The organism is Rhizobium sp. BG4 (genome assembly GCF_016864575.1).
In the GTDB taxonomy this organism is placed as follows: domain Bacteria; phylum Pseudomonadota; class Alphaproteobacteria; order Rhizobiales; family Rhizobiaceae; genus Rhizobium.
Genome location: NZ_CP044126.1, coordinates 51791 through 71199 on the forward strand (window position 1 = coordinate 51791; position 19409 = coordinate 71199).

General features: G+C 57.8%; 18 protein-coding genes. 12 read left to right on the forward strand and 6 right to left on the reverse strand.

Annotation, left to right across the window (positions count from 1 at the left end; all coding sequences use genetic code 11):
- The first annotated feature begins 63 nt into the window (after window positions 1-63).
- The gene (locus F2982_RS20410; protein WP_203430650.1) at window positions 64-1176 is read left to right on the forward strand and encodes a hypothetical protein; all 1113 of its coding nucleotides are present in this window, start codon (window positions 64-66) and stop codon (window positions 1174-1176) included.
- Between the two features lie 9 nt (window positions 1177-1185).
- Here F2982_RS20410 and F2982_RS20415 read toward each other — a convergent pair whose 3' ends face one another.
- Window positions 1186-1836 (reverse strand): sce7726 family protein, encoded by a 651-nt coding sequence (locus F2982_RS20415; RefSeq protein ID WP_203430651.1) that lies wholly within the window; start codon window positions 1834-1836, stop codon window positions 1186-1188.
- A 493-nt stretch (window positions 1837-2329) separates the two neighbouring features.
- Here F2982_RS20415 and F2982_RS20420 point away from each other — a divergent pair, with 493 nt between their 5' ends.
- From F2982_RS20420 to F2982_RS20450, 7 genes are all read left to right on the forward strand, one after another.
- On the forward strand, window positions 2330-2995 hold the full coding sequence (locus F2982_RS20420) for a thermonuclease family protein (RefSeq protein ID WP_203430652.1): 666 nt from the start codon (window positions 2330-2332) through the stop codon (window positions 2993-2995).
- A gap of 36 nt (window positions 2996-3031) precedes the next feature.
- Window positions 3032-4480: a DUF4013 domain-containing protein gene (locus F2982_RS20425; protein WP_203430653.1), complete on the forward strand. Its 1449-nt coding sequence runs from the start codon at window positions 3032-3034 to the stop codon at window positions 4478-4480.
- A complete protein-coding gene (locus tag F2982_RS20430; RefSeq protein WP_203430654.1) occupies window positions 4464-5285 on the forward strand; it encodes a hypothetical protein in 822 nt (273 codons plus the stop codon). Before F2982_RS20425 ends, F2982_RS20430 begins: the two co-directional genes overlap by 17 nt.
- Window positions 5285-6634: a methyl-accepting chemotaxis protein gene (locus tag F2982_RS20435; protein ID WP_203430655.1), complete on the forward strand. Its 1350-nt coding sequence runs from the start codon at window positions 5285-5287 to the stop codon at window positions 6632-6634. The genes F2982_RS20430 and F2982_RS20435 overlap by 1 nt, the downstream gene beginning before the upstream one ends.
- Complete coding sequence (locus F2982_RS20440) at window positions 6631-7650, forward strand: hypothetical protein (RefSeq protein WP_203430656.1); 1020 nt, start codon at window positions 6631-6633, stop codon at window positions 7648-7650. Before F2982_RS20435 ends, F2982_RS20440 begins: the two co-directional genes overlap by 4 nt.
- 17 nt (window positions 7651-7667) lie before the next feature.
- Window positions 7668-8420: an SH3 domain-containing protein gene (locus tag F2982_RS20445; RefSeq protein ID WP_203430657.1), complete on the forward strand. Its 753-nt coding sequence runs from the start codon at window positions 7668-7670 to the stop codon at window positions 8418-8420.
- An 873-nt stretch (window positions 8421-9293) separates the two neighbouring features.
- Window positions 9294-9941, forward strand: a complete 648-nt coding sequence (locus F2982_RS20450) for a hypothetical protein (protein WP_203430658.1) — start codon at window positions 9294-9296, stop codon at window positions 9939-9941.
- A gap of 289 nt (window positions 9942-10230) precedes the next feature.
- On the opposite strand, the gene F2982_RS20455 is transcribed toward F2982_RS20450, so the two are convergent.
- The 3 genes from F2982_RS20455 to F2982_RS20465 form a co-directional block, all read right to left on the reverse strand.
- A complete protein-coding gene (locus tag F2982_RS20455) occupies window positions 10231-10713 on the reverse strand; it encodes a hypothetical protein (protein ID WP_203430659.1) in 483 nt (160 codons plus the stop codon).
- A gap of 130 nt (window positions 10714-10843) precedes the next feature.
- On the reverse strand, window positions 10844-12142 hold the full coding sequence (locus F2982_RS20460; protein ID WP_203430660.1) for a flagellar hook protein FlgE: 1299 nt from the start codon (window positions 12140-12142) through the stop codon (window positions 10844-10846).
- A gap of 32 nt (window positions 12143-12174) precedes the next feature.
- Complete coding sequence (locus F2982_RS20465) at window positions 12175-12609, reverse strand: EF-hand domain-containing protein (protein ID WP_203430661.1); 435 nt, start codon at window positions 12607-12609, stop codon at window positions 12175-12177.
- Between the two features lie 236 nt (window positions 12610-12845).
- Between F2982_RS20465 and F2982_RS20470 the strand changes: the two genes are divergently transcribed.
- Both F2982_RS20470 and F2982_RS20475 read left to right on the forward strand, forming a co-directional pair.
- Window positions 12846-14288 (forward strand): catalase, encoded by a 1443-nt coding sequence (locus F2982_RS20470; RefSeq protein ID WP_203431137.1) that lies wholly within the window; start codon window positions 12846-12848, stop codon window positions 14286-14288.
- 178 nt (window positions 14289-14466) lie between these two features.
- On the forward strand, window positions 14467-15039 hold the full coding sequence (locus tag F2982_RS20475; RefSeq protein ID WP_203430662.1) for a response regulator: 573 nt from the start codon (window positions 14467-14469) through the stop codon (window positions 15037-15039).
- A 15-nt stretch (window positions 15040-15054) separates the two neighbouring features.
- On the opposite strand, the gene F2982_RS20480 is transcribed toward F2982_RS20475, so the two are convergent.
- Both F2982_RS20480 and F2982_RS20485 read right to left on the reverse strand, forming a co-directional pair.
- Window positions 15055-15714 (reverse strand): helix-turn-helix transcriptional regulator, encoded by a 660-nt coding sequence (locus F2982_RS20480; RefSeq protein ID WP_203430663.1) that lies wholly within the window; start codon window positions 15712-15714, stop codon window positions 15055-15057.
- Between the two features lie 99 nt (window positions 15715-15813).
- A complete protein-coding gene (locus tag F2982_RS20485) occupies window positions 15814-16716 on the reverse strand; it encodes a LysR family transcriptional regulator (protein ID WP_203430664.1) in 903 nt (300 codons plus the stop codon).
- Window positions 16717-16875: 159 nt separating this feature from the next.
- On the opposite strand from F2982_RS20485, the gene F2982_RS20490 reads away from it, so the two are divergent.
- Both F2982_RS20490 and F2982_RS20495 read left to right on the forward strand, forming a co-directional pair.
- On the forward strand, window positions 16876-18435 hold the full coding sequence (locus tag F2982_RS20490) for an MFS transporter (RefSeq protein WP_203430665.1): 1560 nt from the start codon (window positions 16876-16878) through the stop codon (window positions 18433-18435).
- Between the two features lie 196 nt (window positions 18436-18631).
- Window positions 18632-19378 carry an SDR family oxidoreductase gene (locus F2982_RS20495; RefSeq protein WP_203430666.1) on the forward strand — a complete coding sequence of 249 codons (747 nt, stop codon included), beginning with the start codon at window positions 18632-18634 and terminating at the stop codon, window positions 19376-19378.
- Window positions 19379-19409: the final 31 nt, after the last annotated feature.

Genomic DNA, 19409 nt, shown 5'->3' on the forward strand with positions numbered 1-19409 from the left:
TTTATCTTGCATGGCGACTGTCATGTTTGACGGGTGATTCACAGCTTTTGGAGACAGCGCAAGATGGCCGTTAAGAAGGGATATTTTCCGAGCATTTCGACGAGGGTAGGAGAGTTCCTGGCGTATGACCTTTGTGATGCCGCAATCAAAGACGCGATGATGCCGATCGTGACGTTGACCCGCTACGAGGAGACCGAGAGCTTCGCGGACGCAGCCCACGCCCTCGTTGGTGGCCTAGATGGCAGGCCGGCAATCGTAGACTTCGATGCCAAGCCCCGCATTGTGACCTCCGCTGCCGAAGCGGTTGAGCGACGTAGGCGCGCAGCGATCCGGAGAGCGGCAGCTGGGCAGAATCCGGCTAGGCCTCGCTCCGAGCGCGAGCTCGCCAATGACGCTGAACGAACGAGGAAGACTGTTGCATTCAATGACAACCTTCAGCGGCTTCTCGACCCGAAGACTGGGCCGACCGCTTGGCTGGAGATGACTCGAGCGCTTCCCGAGCTCACCCCGGTGGTGAGGCTGCTGGATCGCGAAAGCCTGTGGGGTCAACTGGATTTTATGAGCGATGCCGGCCGCCGTTCGGCTATCAGAGTGCGGGTCGACGAGCGCTTGGAAGTCGATTTGGTAGTCTCGGTCGCTGAGATCATACGATCGAACGTCGGCTCCATCGATCTGATCGTCGACGCCGACAACATCTGGGGCAGGTCCGATCTCGCCCTCGCGAAAGCGAGCTCCCTTTTGGAGCGACTGGAGACGGAGATCGGTGATCGTTTCGCCGAACTCAGAATCATCCTTCTGTCGACAAGCTTCCCGAAGGTAGCCCTCAAGACGGTTCCAAACGTTCTGCGGATCGAGGAACTGATCTTGCTCGAAAACCTTGGGCGACGCTTCGACGTCCATTTCGGTGACTACGGATCGCTTCCGAACCGCACGGAAGACGTTATTGCCCGCGGGTGGTTCCCGCATGTCGATCTCGTAACCCGAGATCGTTGGCACATCGAGCTGATTGAGGTGAACCGAAGTGCTGCCGGCTACATCGCTGCCGCAGGAGCGATCAGGGCGAAACCTGAGTGGCGGGAGAGGGCGGATTGTTGGGGAGCCGGATCATCGATCAGGTCGCGTCGGGGCAGCAGGTTATCGAAGGCAAGAAGTTCACCCATCCATCACCATGGTTGACGGTCAGGATCAACCAACATCTTTCCCAAATGGCTGTGCGCAGTCGATGACTGCTCGGCCGAAGGCAAGGTCGCCGAATTCAAAGGCAAGCCGAGACCGAACCTTGAGAATTTTCTTCACGAAGGCGGAGATATCGTCGCGCGACATTGACGATGCTGCGCGGTCAGCCAAAGTCCTATAGTTGGCAGTCCGGAAGCCCCGATCGAGGTCTGCCGTGGAAAGAAGCGCGATGACCTCGTCTCGCTCCAACGTCTCCACCAAGGCCAGCTTGTGTTGGTCCCTGTTCAGTCGACCCCGTCGAACGGTCTTGAATTGGACTTTGCCGTCTGACTTCGCTGTCGAATGTAGAACAGACCACCAGTCGGGAACGATTTCGAGGGCCTTGTTCAAATGACGGCTCCCCACGACAAGCGTCATCCTGTCGGCGACCGCGCCGAACATCATGGATTGCTTCTCCAAACGGTCTAGGCTGTCTCGATCGCTTTTGATCTCGTAGCCTTCGATCCGACCGTTGATGACAGCGACGTCGAGCCTGCCGCTTCCCAGGGAAACTTTGAGTTCGTCGACTATGACGGCGTCCTGCCCCGCGTGGGCTCGCGAAAGCCTTAGCCGAATGGCCTGGCGAATGGTCGCGTCGGTCGTCTGGAAGAACTCTGTCATTGCTCGCCGCGGAGGTTAATGGTTTCAGTGTTGTATCGACGCGGGCTTACCGCAAGCTTAAAACGCTTACCGCAACTACAATTCAGGGGATGGCGGAAGCCCGACCTAGAGGGGTGATGCCAGGCTCCCGCGCTCAATCGAGCGGGAACGATCTAACACACCGGGCAAGGACGTTCGCCCCCGTGTTCTTGGGGCGTATCCAAATAGCTTTTTCCTAGATTCCCGGAAATCGAACCAATCGTAAGTCCCGGATTCCTCGATCGAATCCGGTTTGCAGAGCGGCTAACTTTACTAAGAATCCGACGATACTTCCTAAAATTCAGACGCTGGATAGTTCGAAATTCGAATTAATTTCGGGGTCTGCGTTACGGCTTTGATAGCCGGCATCTGTGGTTGCGCCTGTTGATGTTTACCATTTCTTAATTTTTCGCGCACTTCCGGTTGCGGAATCTCAACTGCTAAAATAAACGTATTGCGCGAAGAGGGACGTGCCTTGTTTTCCAGATTTTCGGCGACCGCGCTGCTGCTGTTTCTAACGGCGGCGGGTGTTTCTGCGGCTTCAAATGTACGGGTAATCGACGGCGACACGATTGATCTGGATGGCGTCCGTTACCGCCTGCATGGGATTGACGCGCCCGAGGCTGGACAGACTTGTGCGACAGCCGATGGTGGGGTGTGGGCATGCGGGCGGGCGGCTGTTCGTAAAATGGAGAGCCTCGTCATCGGACACCAGGTCAAGTGCACTCCACACGAGAAAGACATGTACGGCCGGTGGGTTGCAAGCTGTGTCTCGGACGGCGTCGACGTAAACGGTGAGATGGTTGCTTCCGGTCTTGCATGGGCCTTCCGAAAATATTCCGCCGACTACGTCATGACCGAGGAGGTCGCGCACGCCGGGCTCATTGGCGTCTGGCAAGCCGCCACCGAAACGCCGTGGGAGTTCCGGGCTCACAAGTGGGACAGCGCGGCGTCGGGCGCACCGATGAGCGGATGTCCGATCAAGGGGAACATCAACCGTAAGCAGGAGCGCATCTATCACGCTCCGTGGTCAAAGGACTACACCAAGACGAAGATCGATCCCCGCAAGGGTGAACGTTGGTTCTGTTCCGAAGGGGAGGCGATCGCCGCGGGCTGGCGACCTCCGCAGTGGGGCAAATGAAGATTTCAATTATCAGCATGCATGCAGGTTTTGACGATGGCCAAGTTTGAGGCACTCACCAGATTGTACGACACCCTACGGGAGTCCAGCCATGACTTCCGGATAACGACTGACCCGTTCCCGCCTTTGGACCCGGAGAAGCTCGTCAAGTCCATGGAGATCGAGCGCAAGGCCGCAGAGAACGGCAAGGCGAACATTCCGGCCAAAAATGCGCGGGAACTCGACGATGTCGAGCGATCCATTGTGGATCGAGTGGAGAGCCAGCGGGATGACGCCTTCCAAGTCCTGGAAGATCAGCTCAACACCTATGCCACTCGGTTGCGGAACCTCGATTTTGACGGTCACTTCAGCCAGATCGAAATGACGAACAATTCGAGTGTCGAGGACTTCCAGGCAGACGTCACGAAGGGCCGGGACGAGTTGTTCATCCGCCGCAAAGACCTCAAGGCTACGGATGAGGAGCTGGAGGACTTCAGAAAACGAAACGGCTTGGAGAAAAGAATTGCCAGGGTGCGCGGCTCGCTTGAGACTTGGCTCAAGATACTCGTCGTCGCGCTGCTCCTGATCATCGAGACGGTGGTCAATGGTATCTACCTAGCCAAAGGCAACGATAGCGGCCTGGTTGGCGGTATCGGCTATGCGTTCGGGTTCGCGTTCGTCAATGTCATCGGTACGTTCCTATTGGCGCTGTTCGGCATTCGACAGCTGAACAGGCGGTCATTCGTCCTCAGGATCATAGGCTTCCTCAGCCTGATTGCATGGATCGCGCTGGCGATCGCATTGAACCTGGCGATGGCACACTATCGCGAAATCTCGGCGACCGCTGTCGAGAACATTGGTCTCCTCGTCCGCCAACGGCTGTTTTCCGATCCGCTTGGCTTGGCGGATATCGATTCCTTCGTGCTGTTCGCAGGCGGCCTCCTGTTCTCGACGGCGGCCCTTATCGATGGCCTGTTCATGACCGATCCATACCCAGGCTATGCCGGGACCTATCAGCGCTACGTTGACGCCAGAGACGATTACGCGACCGAACGGGAAGACCGGGTAGAGGGGCTCAAGGAAATCCGCGACGATCACAACACCAAGATCGAAGGCATCATTCAGGGTCTTTCGAAGCGTCGCAAGGAATGCGCCGCCATCATCGATGCCCGCACGCGCATGACGAAGCTGTTCGGCGAACACCAGACCCAGCTAGAATCTGTGGGCCGCAAGCTCCTCGCGATCTACCGCGAGGAAAATCGAGCCGCGCGCACGGACGAGGAGCCGAAGCACTTCAAGGCCCAGTACAAGATGGAGCGCCGTCGAGTGGTCGTAGACACGTCGGACGACTGGACCGACAAGGACCTCAGCGAACGTATCCAAGCGGCCCAGACCGAGCTGTCGGCGCAGATGAAGCGCATCAGCAAGGCGTTTGAAGACGCGGTCACGGCCTATCACGAACTCGACCATATCTATCCGGAGACGATCAATGGCAGCCCGGCGTAAACGCAGAAGCCGCCGGGGCGGCGGCTCTGTAGGGGCCATCGTCGGGATTGTCGCGCTGGTTATCGCGATCGCCGGCGCTGTCGGTGGCTATTCAATGCTCTGGTACAAGGCGAAGGCGGCCCCGACACTCGATGCCGATCTATGCCCGGAAACTGGTCCAACATCAGCGACGGCCGTGTTGCTGGACGTCACCGATCCGATTTCCGAAATCACGAAGTTGGACCTCAAGCGAGAGTTTCAGCGGATTGTCGCCGGCGTTGAGCAACACGGCCTGATCGAGGTCTACCTTCTGACCGACGTGGAGGGAAAACCCCAACGGACTTTCCACGGATGCAATCCGGGCGATGGCGAGAGCGCCGATCCGTGGACTTCCAACCCCAAGAAGATTCAACAACGTTGGGATCAGGCCTTCAACCAGCCTCTCAAGAAGATTGAGGAGGAAATGGGGAACGGGGCTGCGTCGAAACAGTCGCCGATCATGGCTGGTATCCAGCGTATCGTCATCGAGAGCTTCACCGATGCAAAGCTTGACGGCAAGCCGAAGAGGCTGGTGGTCGCCTCGGACATGATGGAGTTCACCCCGGCTTTCTCGATGTACAAATCGGGCGCGGACATCAAAGCGTTCGAAGGCAGCGTGGCCCGAAACAAATTCAGGACCCCGTTGAACGGCGTGGACGTCAATCTTCTCCTCTTCCAGCGTGAAAGCTCTTCTGCAGTGAAAAACTTGCCAGAATTCTGGCTGGCTTGGATCGGCTCCAACCACGGCAACTTCTCGGGCATCGAGCGTTTGACAGGGACAATGTAATGCGTAGCTCACCAATGAGAAATCTGGTTCGCAATCAGGGCCCGATCATCCTCTTCGTCCTTCTGACCATGATCGGCTCCGCCGTCATCTGGCTTGGCAAGGTATGGGATTTCGACATTGCCTTGATCACGGCGATCCCGGTCGCAATGATGTTCCTGTACATGACCGTCAATATGCTTTCCGGTCTGCGTGTCCACAGCGAGCAGGCCGGCGACAACCTCTATTATATGGGCTTCATCTACACGCTGACGAGCCTTGGTGTGTCGCTGTATAAGTTCACTGGCGAAGCTTCTATCGAAGACGTCGTCCGCAATTTCGGCATCGCGATCATCTCCACGGTCACCGGCATCGCGCTCCGTATCTTCTTCAACCAGATGCGCCGCGACCCTGCCGATATTGAAAAGGCCGTCAGACACGAGCTAGCAGAGATGACAAGGCGCGTGAGGGCAGAGCTCGACAACTCCGCCATGGAGTTTTCGTCCTACCGCCGTACCAGCAACCAGATGCTGTCCGAGGGCTTCGAGGAGATCGCTCGGCAGGCGGAAAAGAACGGCGAAGCAGTCCGTGCCGCAATCGAGGCAATGTCCGCGAAGGCCGTGGAATCCATCCAGGCGACGTCGAAGCAATTGCTGGTCACTTTGGAAGAAACCCACAAAAACGTGGCGCAGCTATCAGATGTCAATGCCAAGAATGTCACGCAGCTGTCGGGCCAGATGGAAGGCCTGGCCACCGTGATGACCGAAAAGTCGAGACAGCTTTCCGAAGCCATCGACAACGTCATCCAGAAGTACGCGGCAGCCCGTTCGCCCGACGAGGTACTGAGGATCGATGTCTCGCCGGCAGTGGAATCCATCCGGTCTGTTGTCGACGCCCACGCCAAGGCGATCAGCGAGAACGCTGCCGATACCCGTGAGACTGCCAAAAAGGTCTTGGCGGGCATCGTGCCCTTCAAACAGACGGCCGCAAATCTGGCGAAACTTGCCACGGAGGTGACCGCCGCGACTGCTGCTCAGACGCAGTCGTCGGAGACGGTCACTAAGCTGACCTCGGTGGTGGAAGAAATCGTATCAGTGACCAAAGCCGCCAACGAAGCCCACACTGTCAGCACAGATAAGCTCTCCCAACTCATCGACGCGTCGACGGGACGTCACAGTGAGGCGAGGGCGGCTGAGGAGCAGAGCCGTCTTCGTGGTGAGCGGATCGAGCGCACCCTGTCGCAGCTGTCGGTCCAAGTGCCGTCCGAAGAGGTCCCATCCGCGGCTAACGATACGGTGGTGGAGAGCTCAATCACGTCTACGGTCGGCGACACCGAGGATGACAAGCCGCGCAAATCCTGGTGGCAACGATGACCCCGGAGAACGCCGGTCAAATCGAGACCAAAGGCTACAATCGCGGTCTTATCCTCGGCTTTACAATGGCGGAATCCCTGCTCTTGGTGGTCTTCTGCCTGCTGTTGGTTACGGCGGCCATCATCGTGAAGGAACGACACAGGGCCGATGATGCGATCAAGCAGCTATCGACGGTCACCGAAACCTCCCGCCAGCAGGATCGTCAGATCGACGAGCTCAAGGCTGAGGTTGCCGCTTTGACGAGTAGGCTCCCGGAAGCAGAGCAGGCCAATTACGACGAGGATTGGCGTGAGCTCGTCCTTCAGAAAGACACCTACAAGCGCCTCAAGGAGGTACTGGGCAAGAAGGACGCCGGCGACATCCTTGAGCGGGTTGAAACGCTGATGGTTGCCGAGCAAAAGGCTGCCGATCTTGAGAAAGCCAACGAACTACTCAACGAGCAGAAGCGTGATCTGGAAGCCAGGTTGGAGGCCGTGCTCAAGCAATTGCAGACCCGCGAGGCGGAGCTTGCCAAGCTCGGCGCTGCCGGAAAGCCGCACGAATGGCCTCCCATTATCAGCTTGACCGAGGCTAATGGCTATTTCTTCCGATCCGGGAGCGCGGAACTGTCCATGTCGTTCACCGATCAGCTGAATGGATCGATTTCGGACCAGATCGCCCAAAACCTCGAGAGGTACGGCGCTGATATCGTGGAGGTCATCGGCCACACCGACGAGCAGCCGATCTCGCGGCTCAATTCAAATCTCGACAAGAACTCCATCGACGTGTTGTCCGCGAAGAAGTCGATCAATTCTCTCGAACCTGCCGACAACGCAGGCCTTGGGCTCGCTCGCGCAATTTCGGTTGCCAACATCCTCAGGGCCAACAAATCCTTGTCGGGGATTACTGTGCTGCCACTCTCGGCCGCACAGCTCATCCTCCCCGGTGATACCTTGACGGTAGGGCAAGCCGGGAACGTCGAAACACGCCGGCGTATCGAGATCAGAATTCGGCGACGTGAAGCCGCGGTGCAGTAGGGCAATGGGGCAGAGAGATGCGGCGCAAACGTCGTTCGCGGAAACAGACCAAGCTGAGCCCAGGGATCGTCTTCCTGATTCTCTGCGTCGGGCTGGTCGCGGCAGTCTTCCACAAGCCGGAGACACCTGCCGATCCGCAGCCTAGCAGGATCGTTGAGAGCGGCGCAGATGACCCCAAGACGGAAGTCTACGAGGCCAATGCGAAGATATCTCCGACGGAGCAGGATAGTCAGCCAGCGCCATCCCTGCCTCCGCAGGCAACTGAGGCTGTCACTCGCTTTGTGAAGGGCAGAAAGGTTGCGCTCCGGGATGGGCCGGGGAAAACGTCGAGTATACTCGACCGGTACGACACCGGCCGAGAGCTGTCGGTCACGGGAAGCGATGGCGAGTGGTCGAAGGTGACGGACAAGCTGACACAGAGGGAAGGGTGGATTGCAACCGCGCTTCTTTCAGATGAGCGCCCGACCTCTCAGGACAAGGCGAAGCGGGACAAGAAGCCTGCCGCGTCATCGGACACGCCGCCGGAATCGAAATCTGTCGCTCCCTCGATCCCCCAGATTTCCGACTCCGTCGTCGCTCAACGGATAATCGCGGAATCAATCGCAATGTATCCTGGATCGTGTGCGTGCCCCTATAATACGGATCGGGGCGGGCGGCGTTGCGGTAAGCGAAGTGCCTACAACAGGGGTGGAGGATACGCGCCGATTTGCTTCGTTGGTGATGTTTCCGCGGATATGATCCAATCGTTTCGACAGCAGGCTAGCCGCTAGGAGCGAAATCTCGGATCGAACTGCGAATGATCCCTTACCGGCTTGCGGTCTTGATCGACCGACCAGAGGTCCGCAGCGGTATGAACTCGACGCGGCTGCCATTTGAGAAGAACACACCCGCGCGGCCTCCGTCTGTGGCTGGCGACGAGACCGGGACGAATATTCGGGCGGCTCGGTTTTGGGCTGTGATTAGGCTCGTCATCGCGAGGACTGCGCAAATCGTAAACATGGCTGCTCCAATCAGGAAAAGGTGCACGATTTCTGCCTATCGTTTGAGACCTCCAAACTGTAGGCGCGAGCCTTCCAGGCGTAAATTAAACGGAGGTTTAGCTCGCGGTCAGTTTAGGGAAGTGTCGTCGCGGTAGCCGCAGAGCTGTTGGATGCGTCGTCGGGTCGATGCTGTCCTGACGAGTGCGAAACGGTGAGAAACACATCCTCGATCATGCCCCCACGGGTTGAGGTCACCCAAAGGACATCGTCTACCCGAAATATCTCCAGGTCTCCGGAGACTTCCAGCATGACGTGTTCACCTAAGCGAGGAACGCCGGGGCTCGCATGCATCCCGAGGGTCTCTCCGCCAGAAATGAAATGAAGTCGAAAAGGCATGATGGTGCCGACTGTATTGACGGAGCTTGGATCGAGGTGCTCAAGGGTTCTAACCATCCAAGGGCGACGCCGCACCCCAAACTTGAGTTCACCTGACGACGCCATTGATCGTGCTATTTTGTCTCCGGTCCGCGGGCTGACCTGCCGGATTCACGTTTATGCAGCCGCCTGAACTGGCTATCTACAAGGTATAGTGACCGAGATCGTCGATCTTCTTTAACAATACGTCCCCAGCGAACGCGAATAACTCGCGGACTGGAGACCAATATGACTATCGATCGCAAACGTATTTTGGCTGGCGTTGTTGTTCCGGACACAGAAATTGTTCGGAAGGCTTTAGAGTATGCCGGGAAAATCTACGAGCCTTATCTGTTCAATCACGTCATGCGATCTTGGTTGTTTGCTGTGGCATTGGCCAGGATTCAAAACATCGACCACGATGAAGAAGTTGTCGCCCTCGGCACCCTTCTGCATGACGTGACGTTGAACACGTCTTTTCATGGGCCTCGCCGCTTCGAGGTCGAAGGAGCTGATCTGGCTCGAAGCTTTGCCTGGGAGGCGGGGGTTGTGGGGCATCGGGCGCAATTGATTTGGGATAGCGTTGCCCTTAACTCGACGCCGTCGATCGGCCTGTACAAGGAGCCCGAGGTCGCTCTGTGCACCGCCGGTATTTGTCTCGATGTCGTGGGCCTGCAGTATTCGCGGATTTCGGCAGTCGAGATGAGGGCGATCGTCGAGGCGTTTCCACGGCTCGGCCTCAAAAAGAAGATGACGACCTGCTTTTGTCACATGGTCGAGAACGCGCCGGAGACCACCTACGACAATTTCCTGCGCGACTTTGGGCAGCGGTATGTGACTGGTTACGCTGGCCCCTCATCGGTGGACTTCGTGATGGAAGCGCCGTTCGATAGCTAAATTTCGACGAGATGAACGCAGTGAAGAGGGTAGGCTGGGCAAGTTCAAGCACTCGTCCAGCCTAAAAAATCGTGAGTATTGCCGGGTCTTCTCCAGACAAAACCAACGTATAACTACCCCGCAAAACACCAAGCAGTATCCTCCAATCGTCAAGTACGCGGTCCTCCCCCGCCCAAGCGACTTGACCCTCCTCGGTACCCCTCATTGCCGAGGACTGCGGACGCCACGTCCGCACAGTGGGCCGTCTTCCCGCCGGAGACGGCCCCTTTTTGTGGGATTGGCGTTCCGACTAGAAACGGTACCTGACGGCGATTTCGACCGATCGTACAAACGGAGGACTGTAGAGTTTTCCGAGCCGCTCGCCGGCCTTCAGCTGGAGCGCGATGGCGCAGTTCGCCGACACGCAGACGTTACCCGGCACAATCACAGTCGATGCAGGCCGCGACGTTACATCGACGGTCCAACATTGCTTGGCGTCCACGTCCAACAGCATGAAACGCAGCTGAGAGTGCGGTTCCCATTCTGCCAGTCTTTCGGTTGTCCAAGACCAGGTGATGGATGCGATCCGGCTCGGAGCCGGTATTTGGAAGGTCGGGCACAGCGCGACGCCGTTGCTCCATTCCCCACCGGTCAAAGCCACTGGACCGGGGCCGTTTGCTGTCCATTTGGCTAGGCGGGCAGGCGTGCTGTCGTTTCCCCGTTTGATGGGGAAATTGCCAAGCGTCTCGAGGACGTTCTGTTCTTCGGGGGAGAGTGTGAGCGGGATCAACATGACAATACCGGACGTGAGCGTCGTCGAAACTATCGAGCGACACTTAATTTCGCGTATTCGCGCGGGGAAGATTTCTGTGAGCGCTACGAGACTGGATGCCGGAAAGTCTGCCTCTCCGGCATCCAATACTTCAGCGCTTGAGGTTCACGAGAACATCAAGGATGTCCGAGCCGGTCTGGAAAACCTTGGAGTTTGCAGTGTAGCTGCGCTGGGCCTCGACCATCGTCGTCAACTGATCGGCGAGGTCCACGTTCGAGCCCTCCAGTGATCCCGAATTGATGACACCGAGACCGTTCGTTTGCGGAAAGCCGGTCACCGTAACCCCCGATTCTCCGTTGGCCGCATAGACGTTGCCATTGAGTGGCGTCAGAAGGTCCGGGCTTGCGACCGTAGCAAGCGGGATGCGGTAGATCGGCTTGGGGTCGCCCGTCTTGTAGATCGCATAGACCGTTCCGTCCTTGTCGATCTTGATATCGGTGACCGCGCTGGGGGCCTGTCCGTTCAGCTGGCCGTTCCCCGAGAAGTCGGAGGCAACCTGACCCATTTTGCTGAAGTCCATATCGATCGTGTTCCCCGTTACGGGGTCTGTGATGGTGACGTCGCCGGTGCTCGTCTGCTTGCCGTTCTTGTCGAACGTCAGTGTCTGGACCGCCACAGCGTCGCTGGAGTAGGGGAACGGGCTCGTCCCTGCGGCCGCGTCAGCGTGGCGGAACATGGCAACTTCCCAGCTTGCGTCGACAGGAGGAGTTGCCGTCGGGTCGCCTGCGGAGGTCTTGGTGAAATAAAGGTCGTACATGACCGTGTTGCCGAGGTTGTCATAGCCGACGACCGACATCTTCTTCGTGTCCGCCGTCGTGTTCGACGGGTCGTTCGCGCTGGGAAGCGTGTCGGTTCCCGTCGGGGCGACCTTCGCGTTCGAATTCAGGTTTCCTTCGAATGTCCCGGCATCGGACGGACGAGCCACAAGGCCTCCGAGGTTGCGGATATTGATCGGAACAAGGCCATCGAAGCCGTTGACCACCACCGCCGGCGCACCGGATGTGTACGGGTAACCCATCAGGGTATATTGCGCCGAGTTCTTGAGGTTGCCGTTTTCGTCGGGAAGGAAATCGCCCGCGCGGGTCAAAACGGTGGTGCCGTCGTCGCCCTGTACGATGAAGAATCCGTCGCCTTTGATGGAGAGGTCACTGCCGGAGGTCGTTGCCGTATAGTTTCCTTCCGTCGTGATCGAATACCGCGTCGTGCTCTGGACCCCTCCCGAATTGTAGTTGCCGGATGAGCCAGGGACGACGAGAGTGGAGAAAGCGATCGAGGCGCTCTTGTAGCCGACCGTGTTCACGTTCGCGATATTGTCGGCGACCGTGCTGAGACGGTTCGCCTGGGCATTCATGCCGGATATGGCGGTTTTCATGCTGCCAAAAATGCTCATTGGAATTGCTCCTTAAATGTCGATTGGAATGCTTAGGTTCGGAGGTTGCGAAGGCGTTCCGCAAAGCCCTGATCGAGGTGTCCGACGCTTACGGGCAGCATTTTTGCGAGCCCGTCGTTGAGCTCGGTTTCGTTGACCCAGCCTTTGCCGCCGGTGTCGATTTCCGACCACCTTTTTTCATTCCCGGCCGTGTCGTTCGGACGGTCATTGAGTTCCGCAAGTCGCGCTTGGCCGCTCATGTACTCATCCTTTGTCACGCGTCCGTCCTTGTCGGCATCCGCCCAGTCGAGGGATTGCCGAGCCATGCGCGAATGGAAGTCGGCAACGAGTTGGCTGTCGCTTGCGGCAGGCGGAGCTTTTGTTTCGGAAGACGCGGGCAGGACCATCTTCTCGTCGTAAATCGACGGTGGCCTGCGGTTCGCTGTTGAAAAGACGCTGTAAATCGAATTGTCGGGCCCAACTTTCATGACGCTCCATTTCCCGTTGGTGGCGGTAGGTGGGCGCAAGCTGGGGCGATGGCCTTGCTTCAAACTTGCCAAAAACGGGTATTGCGTTGCCGCGTTACAACCGTAACCATTTGCGTATCTGGGGTTGCGGCTAGTCGCTTTCCTCGCGTCGTGATCGGCCACCAAACGAGGGTATAGCTGTACGGGCGGCAATGCTGGTGGCCTATTGCGATCCAAAAGAAGCAAGGGCAAAGACGATGACTCAAGGGAAGCTGACCACCGCCGCGGGAGCGCCGGTAGCGGACAATTTCAACATCGAGACGGCGGGACCCCGGGGGCCGGCGCTACTCCAGGACATCTGGCTTATCGAGAAGCTGGCGCATTTCGATCGCGAGGTCATTCCGGAGCGGCGCATGCACGCGAAGGGCGCGGGTGCCCATGGCACCTTCACGGTCACCCATGATGTCACGCGTTACAGTAAAGCAGCCCTGTTCTCTAAGGTCGGGAAAGAGACGCCGATATTCATTCGTTTCTCGACAGTTGCCGGCGAGCGAGGGGCGGCCGACGCGGAACGAGATATTCGTGGCTTTGCGATCAAGTTCTACACGGAGCAGGGGAACTGGGACCTGGTCGGCAACAACACCCCGGTTTTCTTCTTCCGCGATCCTCTGCGCTTTCCCGATCTCAATCATGCCGTCAAGCGCGACCCGCGGACAGGGATGCGAAGCGCCGAAAACAACTGGGATTTCTGGACGCTGCTGCCAGAAGCGCTGCACCAGGTCACGATCGTGATGTCGGACCGCGGTATCCCCAAAACGTTCCGCAACATGCACGGCTTCGGCAGCCATACGTTCAGCATGATCAACACTGCGAACGAGCGGCATTGGGTGAAATTCACCCTCAAGTCCCAACAAGGCATCGAAAACCTATCCGACCAGGAATCGACCTATGTCATGGGCCGGGATCGTGAGAGCCATCAGCGCGATCTCTTCGAGAGCATAGAGAACGGCGAGTATCCCCGCTGGAAGCTGTTCATCCAGGTGATGTCGGAAGATCAGGCCAAAGCGCACCGCCATAATCCGTTCGACCTTACGAAGGTCTGGCGACATTCCGAGTATCCGCTCATCGAAGTCGGGCTCCTTGAACTGAACCGGAACCCGGAGAACTTCTTCGCCGAGGTAGAGCAGGCGTCCTTTACGCCAGCTAACATCGTGCCAGGGCTGGGGTTCTCGCCCGATCGAATGCTGCAGGCACGCCTGTTCTCGTATGGTGACGCAGCTCGCTACCGGCTCGGCGTCAACCACCATCAGATACCCGTGAATGCGCCACGCTGCCCTTACCATTCTTACCATCGCGATGGCTCCATGCGGATTGACGGGAACTATGGGGCTCAGACGAGCTACGTGCCGAATTCGCATGGAAGCTGGGATGAGCAACCGGACTATCGCGAACCTCCGCTCGAGCTTTCCGGCGAGGCGCGTCGGTATGATCATCGCCTTGATGATGACCACTACGAACAGCCTGGCGACCTTTTCCGATTGATGACCGAAGAGCAGAAGGTCGCGCTGATCGAGAACACTGCACGCGCGATGACCGGGGTTTCGATGGCGGTGAAGGTTCGCCATGTCGACAACTGCCGGCGAGCGGACGTGGACTATGGTCTTAGGCTCGCGGCCGCGTTCGGTTTGGACACCCCGTAGCAACGCGAGATTAGCGTGCAGAGCTATGCCCAGGGTTCCCGGCAGGTATCAGGGGTGCAGCACTGCCGTCCAGGGGCGGCGGTCAGGTTGATTACGATCTGTGCCGTTGCCCCAACAACAAAGCGTCATGTGAGCCGGTGTGCCCGATCGTCTGTTTCACTTTTCGGAGGATGTGGCGATGCAAACTGATCAGACTGCCGAACATTCAGGGCGATCCTATGCCTTGCGAGGGCGCGTCCTTCTGGCGGACCCCGACATCGTGGCCACAGCTTCCATTGCCCGTCAATTCAGGGGGTGCGGCTATGCGGCGGTGATTGCGACAAGCTCGAATGAGGCACTCCAGATCGTTTCCCGGAAGAGCATCGACTTGGCATTGATCGAGTTGAAGTTCGACGATGGTGATTGTCTCGAGCTGATATCCGCAATCAGATTGCACAACCCGTGTAGCAGGCTAGTCGTGCACACCTGGTTTGCCGATGTCAAAGCGACGGTTGCGGTGGTCAAGGCTGGGGCGGACGATCTATTGCCAAAGCCGCTGAATGCGGAGTTCGTCGTGGAATTTCTCGTGAATGGCGATCGGTTGGCGATGTCGAGCCAGACGAGCTTACCCGATACCGAGAGCGTGAGACGCGCTCATATCGAAACGGTATTCGGATGGTCGGGTCGAAATGTTTCGCTTGCGTCCCGCCGCCTCTCGCTCAATCGCCGATCGCTTCAACGGCTCATGCAGCGATATAGAGAAACCGCGTAGATCGCCGGGCCGAGGTCAGATTACCCCAAGCCTCGTCGCTTTCGCGACTGCTTGCGTCCGATTGATAGACTCCAGCTTCTTCATCGCTGATTTCAGATAGTCGTTCACGGTGTGACTGGATAGGCAAAGGATCGCTCCGATATCTTCGCTGCTTTTCCCTGCAGCGGCCCAGAAGAGACATTCCGTTTCTCGTTGTGAAATGTCAGGCCGTAGCGGACGTCTTTCCGTTAACCGGGCCAGATATTCCATGGTCTCGAAGATGGCCTGGCCGATCGCCGCGTCATCGATTTCCGGGGACGGGGACGACATCACGAAGACATACTGCTGACGTGCCGACGTGAAGAGCGTGTAGGCGATGCTGCAAGGGAAGAAGCCACTCAGCGATCTCGTGACATCGGGTGGAGTTTTGATGTCGACCTCTCTGATCAACGCGATGGAGGACCTGAAGTGTCCGAGGAAGCTCCTTTCTGAACGTATGTCGACGTCGGCGTAACCCCGTAAAAACGCAGCTGGCCAGTTCGTCGCCACGATGTTCTCCACCAGTGGTGCGGTGCCACAGTTTGGGTACTGACAAACCAGAAAATGGGTAAAGCCTGACCTGGTGCAAAGCTCTCCGAGGCGGTCGCGAAAGGTCGCCTTCGCGTCCTCAACTACGGCCCTGACGCGAAATTCCATAGAGCACCCAGTTTTTGGCCGCCGCAGCAGCAACATGCGTTGGGTAGCCGTCTATGGTGCCGGTGCCATTTGACAACCTATACTCCCGTTTACTCGCACCTAAGCCATCCACGCGCGATAGGCGGCAAACCGCTCGGCCAGGAGATCGATGAACAATCGAACCTTTGCCGGCAGATACCTTTTGTCCGGATAGATGGCGTTGATCGCGAATTCGACGCCCCGGTGGCTGGGGAGGGCGTTTAGGAGACGGCCCTCGGCGAGGTCGTCGGCGACGATAAAACTAGGGGCAAGCCATAGAGCGTTGCCGCTCAGAGTGAGGTATCGAAGGGCTTCAGCACTATTGGAAAGTGCGGGGCCGCTCACGCGGACTTCGGTGATCTCTCCAAGCTCGTTCTCAAAACGCCACTCGTCTCCACCTGGATAATATGCGTACCTAAGGCACTGATGCTCGGTAAGGTCCTGGGGAGTGGCAAGCTGGGGGTGCCTCGAGAAGTAAGCTGGAGCACCCACGAGCAAGTGACGCCATGGAGTAAGTTTGCGTGCGATCAGCCCCGAGTCCGCCGAAGGGGTCGTCCGAATTGCCAGATCGTAGCTATCATCGATAGGATCGATCATCCTTTCGCCGCTGTCGAGATCGAGTGACACCTCAGGATACTTGGCGAGATACTCTTCAATTACCGGCATCAAAAAACGAACGATAGCTGCCGTGCAGTAGACTCTGATGATCCCGCGTGGTGACGACGTCAGTGCGCCTGCGGCACGATCGGCGTCGTCCAGATCGGCGAGTATCTGTGTGGACCTTTGGTAATAGACCCGTCCGGTTTCCGTGAGCGTGACCTTGCGGGTAGTGCGGTTTAGGAGGCGGACGCCGAGTCTTTGTTCAAGGCTTTGCACGTGGGTTGCCACCATGCTGACGGACATGTTCAAGCTTCGGGCTGCTGCTGAAAAGCCGCCGTTCTCAACCACTCTAGCGAAGACTGATAAGCTCGTAAGTCGGTCCATTGTGTATCCCCAGTCATTGCGGCGAGGGGCATCTTATTAGATTATCCGCTCACGGCGTATAGTCCTTGCGTTTAAGGCCGTATTAACCGGATGCAGGCCGTATGGCACTGCTCCTGACTCCCCGCGCAAAGCGCCCGGGTGAGTTTGCAGGAGCGCACCATGACCATACCAACCATTGATAACCGGACTGCGGTTGTCTTGATGGGAGTCTTCGCGGCAACATTGACCGACGCGATAGCCGGATCGACGTTGTCCTTCATCCGGTTTGACATGATGGGTGATGTTTATGCCTCCGCGGATGAGGCAGCGATATTCGATTACGGATACACGGCAGCGAAAATTGTTGGCTTCATCTTCGCTGCATGGGTGTCATCGGCACAGCCACTTCGGCCGCTTCTGTATGCGACGATAGCGATGACCGTGGCGTGTGCGCTGATTATCACGCCCCTGCCTCTTCACGCACTGGCTGCCTTGCGAATTGCCCAAGGTTTTGCGGGCGGCGTAGCGGTGGTTTCGGCCCAGACACTGCTCCTGTTTAGATTTCAGAAGTCGAGCCAGCCGTGGGTTCAGTTAATTTTTGCTCTCGGGGCTGTTGTCGTGCCGGCAACAATCACTCCCTTTGCACAAGGCTGGGCTCGCGATTTCTACAGGTGGGAGCTCGTCTTCGCGGCTGCGGTGGCTCTTGGGTTGATTGCATCTGTTCTGCTGACCTTCGCTACCCCTGACCTAGACGAGAGCCGGCCGTGTGCGCCTTTCGACGCTTGGGCTTTCGTCCTTGTGGCGATCGCGGCCGGATGTGCAACCTTCGTTTTTAGTCAGGGCAATCGATGGGATTGGATCGAGGATGCAACAGTTCGGATTTGTATCGCCGCCGCTGTTTCGGCTTCAATCCTCTTGGCCGTCTCGGGTTTTCGGCATCGGCTTGATGAATGGCCCGTAAGGTTTGGAGCTTTCGCAAATCCGGGATTTGCGTTTGGATTCATTGCGAGTTTTGCGGCTGGGTTCGCGTTGTTGGGAAGCAGTTTCCTGATCCCGTCCTTTGCCATCTCAATCCTGAGGTTAAGTCCAACTGACCTTGGTCGGCTACTGCTGCCCAGTGCCGCGACCTTCGCTTTCACGCTCGGGCTTACGGCATTTGCGATACGAAGGTTCCGAATCTCCCCCGTGTTGACCGTGCCATTTGGGATACTCGGGTTCATGACCTCGATGTGGCTCATGGGGAGCGGTACGAGCGCCAGTGGAATTTCGGAGCTTATGCCGGCGGTAGTGTTGCGAGGTGCAGCCCTTGGCTTCCTGTTCCTGTCGATTACGCTCGTCGCTCTAGCTGGTCTTGCGCCGCGTTTCGTTTCGTCTGGCGTCGCTCTGTTCAACCTCGGCCGAACTATCGGCGGACTCGCCGGGGTGGCGTTTTTACAGACGTTGATTGAACACGAGGCAATCCGTAACCGTGCAGTGCTCGCAGCACATGTAACTCCCGGCCGGCCAGAGGTAATCGAACGGCTACAACGGGCCGGTGCCTTGCTTTCGACTCACGGCCTGGATTCATCGGAAGCTGGGAGGGCTGCGGCATTGCTTCTGGGAAAACAGCTCATGAGGGAGGCAACCATGATAGCCTTCAACAAGGGATTCATGTCTGTAGCCATCTTTTTCCTATTCGCGGCTCCCGTCATCATCGGCTCGAAGATTCTAATAGGCCGAATTTTATCCGACGGTAGGTAAAGGGCAGGATCGTGCGGGATATCAGTCGAACAGGAGCTTGGTTTTCGGCATGCGTGTTCCCTCGGCGAGCTCTACCCGGCTGGAGACGGGCTCCGGATATTCCACAATCTGAGGAACGAATGATATTCCGCAAAGCCGGCTAATACCCGCCTCCCACAATCCGTATTTCGATGACATCGAAAACGGAGTTCAATCGATGAGATCACTTGAAGGCAAGGTCGCGATCATTACGGGTGGCAACAGTGGAATAGGCAAGGCTACGGCGAAACGCTTCGTGGAAGAGGGCGCGCAGGTCCTGATCACCGGGCGTCGCCAGGATGTCGTTGACGCCGCAGCTGCCGAAATCGGCGGAAATGTCGTCGGCGTCCGCGGCGACGTCGCCGAGATCGACTTCCACCACCGTCTGGCAGACATGGTGAAGGAGAGGTTCGGGGCGATCGACATCTACATGGCAAACGCCGGCGTCATCAACCTGGAGGGGTCGAAGACAGTCACCGAGGGCGAGTTTGACCGTCACTTCGATATCAACGCCCGTGGCGTCTTCTTCGGCGTCCAGGCAATCGAGCCGCTGATCCGAGACGGTGGCAACATTATCGTCACAAGTTCGCTGGCTGCCTCGAAAGTCCTGCCCCAACACACGGTCTATGCCGGCTCGAAGGCGGCCCTGGCTGCTTTTGCGCGCAATTGGGCACTGGAGTTCAAAGATCGTCGTATTCGGGTCAACATCCTAAGCCCTGGACCCGTCGGGACCGAAATCCTTGGTAAGCTCGGAGTCAGCGAGGTCGACCGCCCCGGCTTCGAGGCGCACATGGCTGGGCTGATCCCGGCGGGCCGTATGGGCCGCCCTGACGAGCTCGCGGAAGCGGCGCTGTTCCTCGCGTCGAAGGGAACCTTCGTCAACGGCGTGGAATTGATCGTCGACGGTGGCATGCACCTCACCTGAAGTAGAATCAATCGACCCGTCAGTTGCTGAC

Excerpts from the sequence above, each read along its gene's own strand:
- F2982_RS20480 (WP_203430663.1), bottom strand. The coding sequence starts at position 15,714 with ATGGAATTTCGCGTCAGGGCCGTAGTTGAGGACGCGAAGGCGACCTTT.
- F2982_RS20425 (WP_203430653.1), top strand. The coding sequence starts at position 3,032 with ATGGCCAAGTTTGAGGCACTCACCAGATTGTACGACACCCTACGGGAG.
- F2982_RS20430 (WP_203430654.1), top strand. The coding sequence starts at position 4,464 with ATGGCAGCCCGGCGTAAACGCAGAAGCCGCCGGGGCGGCGGCTCTGTA.
- F2982_RS20460 (WP_203430660.1), bottom strand. The coding sequence starts at position 12,142 with ATGAGCATTTTTGGCAGCATGAAAACCGCCATATCCGGCATGAATGCC.
- F2982_RS20435 (WP_203430655.1), top strand. The coding sequence starts at position 5,285 with ATGCGTAGCTCACCAATGAGAAATCTGGTTCGCAATCAGGGCCCGATC.
- F2982_RS20465 (WP_203430661.1), bottom strand. The coding sequence starts at position 12,609 with ATGAAAGTTGGGCCCGACAATTCGATTTACAGCGTCTTTTCAACAGCG.
- F2982_RS20490 (WP_203430665.1), top strand. The coding sequence starts at position 16,876 with ATGACCATACCAACCATTGATAACCGGACTGCGGTTGTCTTGATGGGA.
- F2982_RS20485 (WP_203430664.1), bottom strand. The coding sequence starts at position 16,716 with ATGGACCGACTTACGAGCTTATCAGTCTTCGCTAGAGTGGTTGAGAAC.
- F2982_RS20495 (WP_203430666.1), top strand. The coding sequence starts at position 18,632 with ATGAGATCACTTGAAGGCAAGGTCGCGATCATTACGGGTGGCAACAGT.
- F2982_RS20410 (WP_203430650.1), top strand. The coding sequence starts at position 64 with ATGGCCGTTAAGAAGGGATATTTTCCGAGCATTTCGACGAGGGTAGGA.
- F2982_RS20450 (WP_203430658.1), top strand. The coding sequence starts at position 9,294 with ATGACTATCGATCGCAAACGTATTTTGGCTGGCGTTGTTGTTCCGGAC.
- F2982_RS20470 (WP_203431137.1), top strand. The coding sequence starts at position 12,846 with ATGACTCAAGGGAAGCTGACCACCGCCGCGGGAGCGCCGGTAGCGGAC.
- F2982_RS20475 (WP_203430662.1), top strand. The coding sequence starts at position 14,467 with ATGCAAACTGATCAGACTGCCGAACATTCAGGGCGATCCTATGCCTTG.
- F2982_RS20415 (WP_203430651.1), bottom strand. The coding sequence starts at position 1,836 with ATGACAGAGTTCTTCCAGACGACCGACGCGACCATTCGCCAGGCCATT.
- F2982_RS20445 (WP_203430657.1), top strand. The coding sequence starts at position 7,668 with ATGCGGCGCAAACGTCGTTCGCGGAAACAGACCAAGCTGAGCCCAGGG.
- F2982_RS20455 (WP_203430659.1), bottom strand. The coding sequence starts at position 10,713 with ATGTTGATCCCGCTCACACTCTCCCCCGAAGAACAGAACGTCCTCGAG.
- F2982_RS20440 (WP_203430656.1), top strand. The coding sequence starts at position 6,631 with ATGACCCCGGAGAACGCCGGTCAAATCGAGACCAAAGGCTACAATCGC.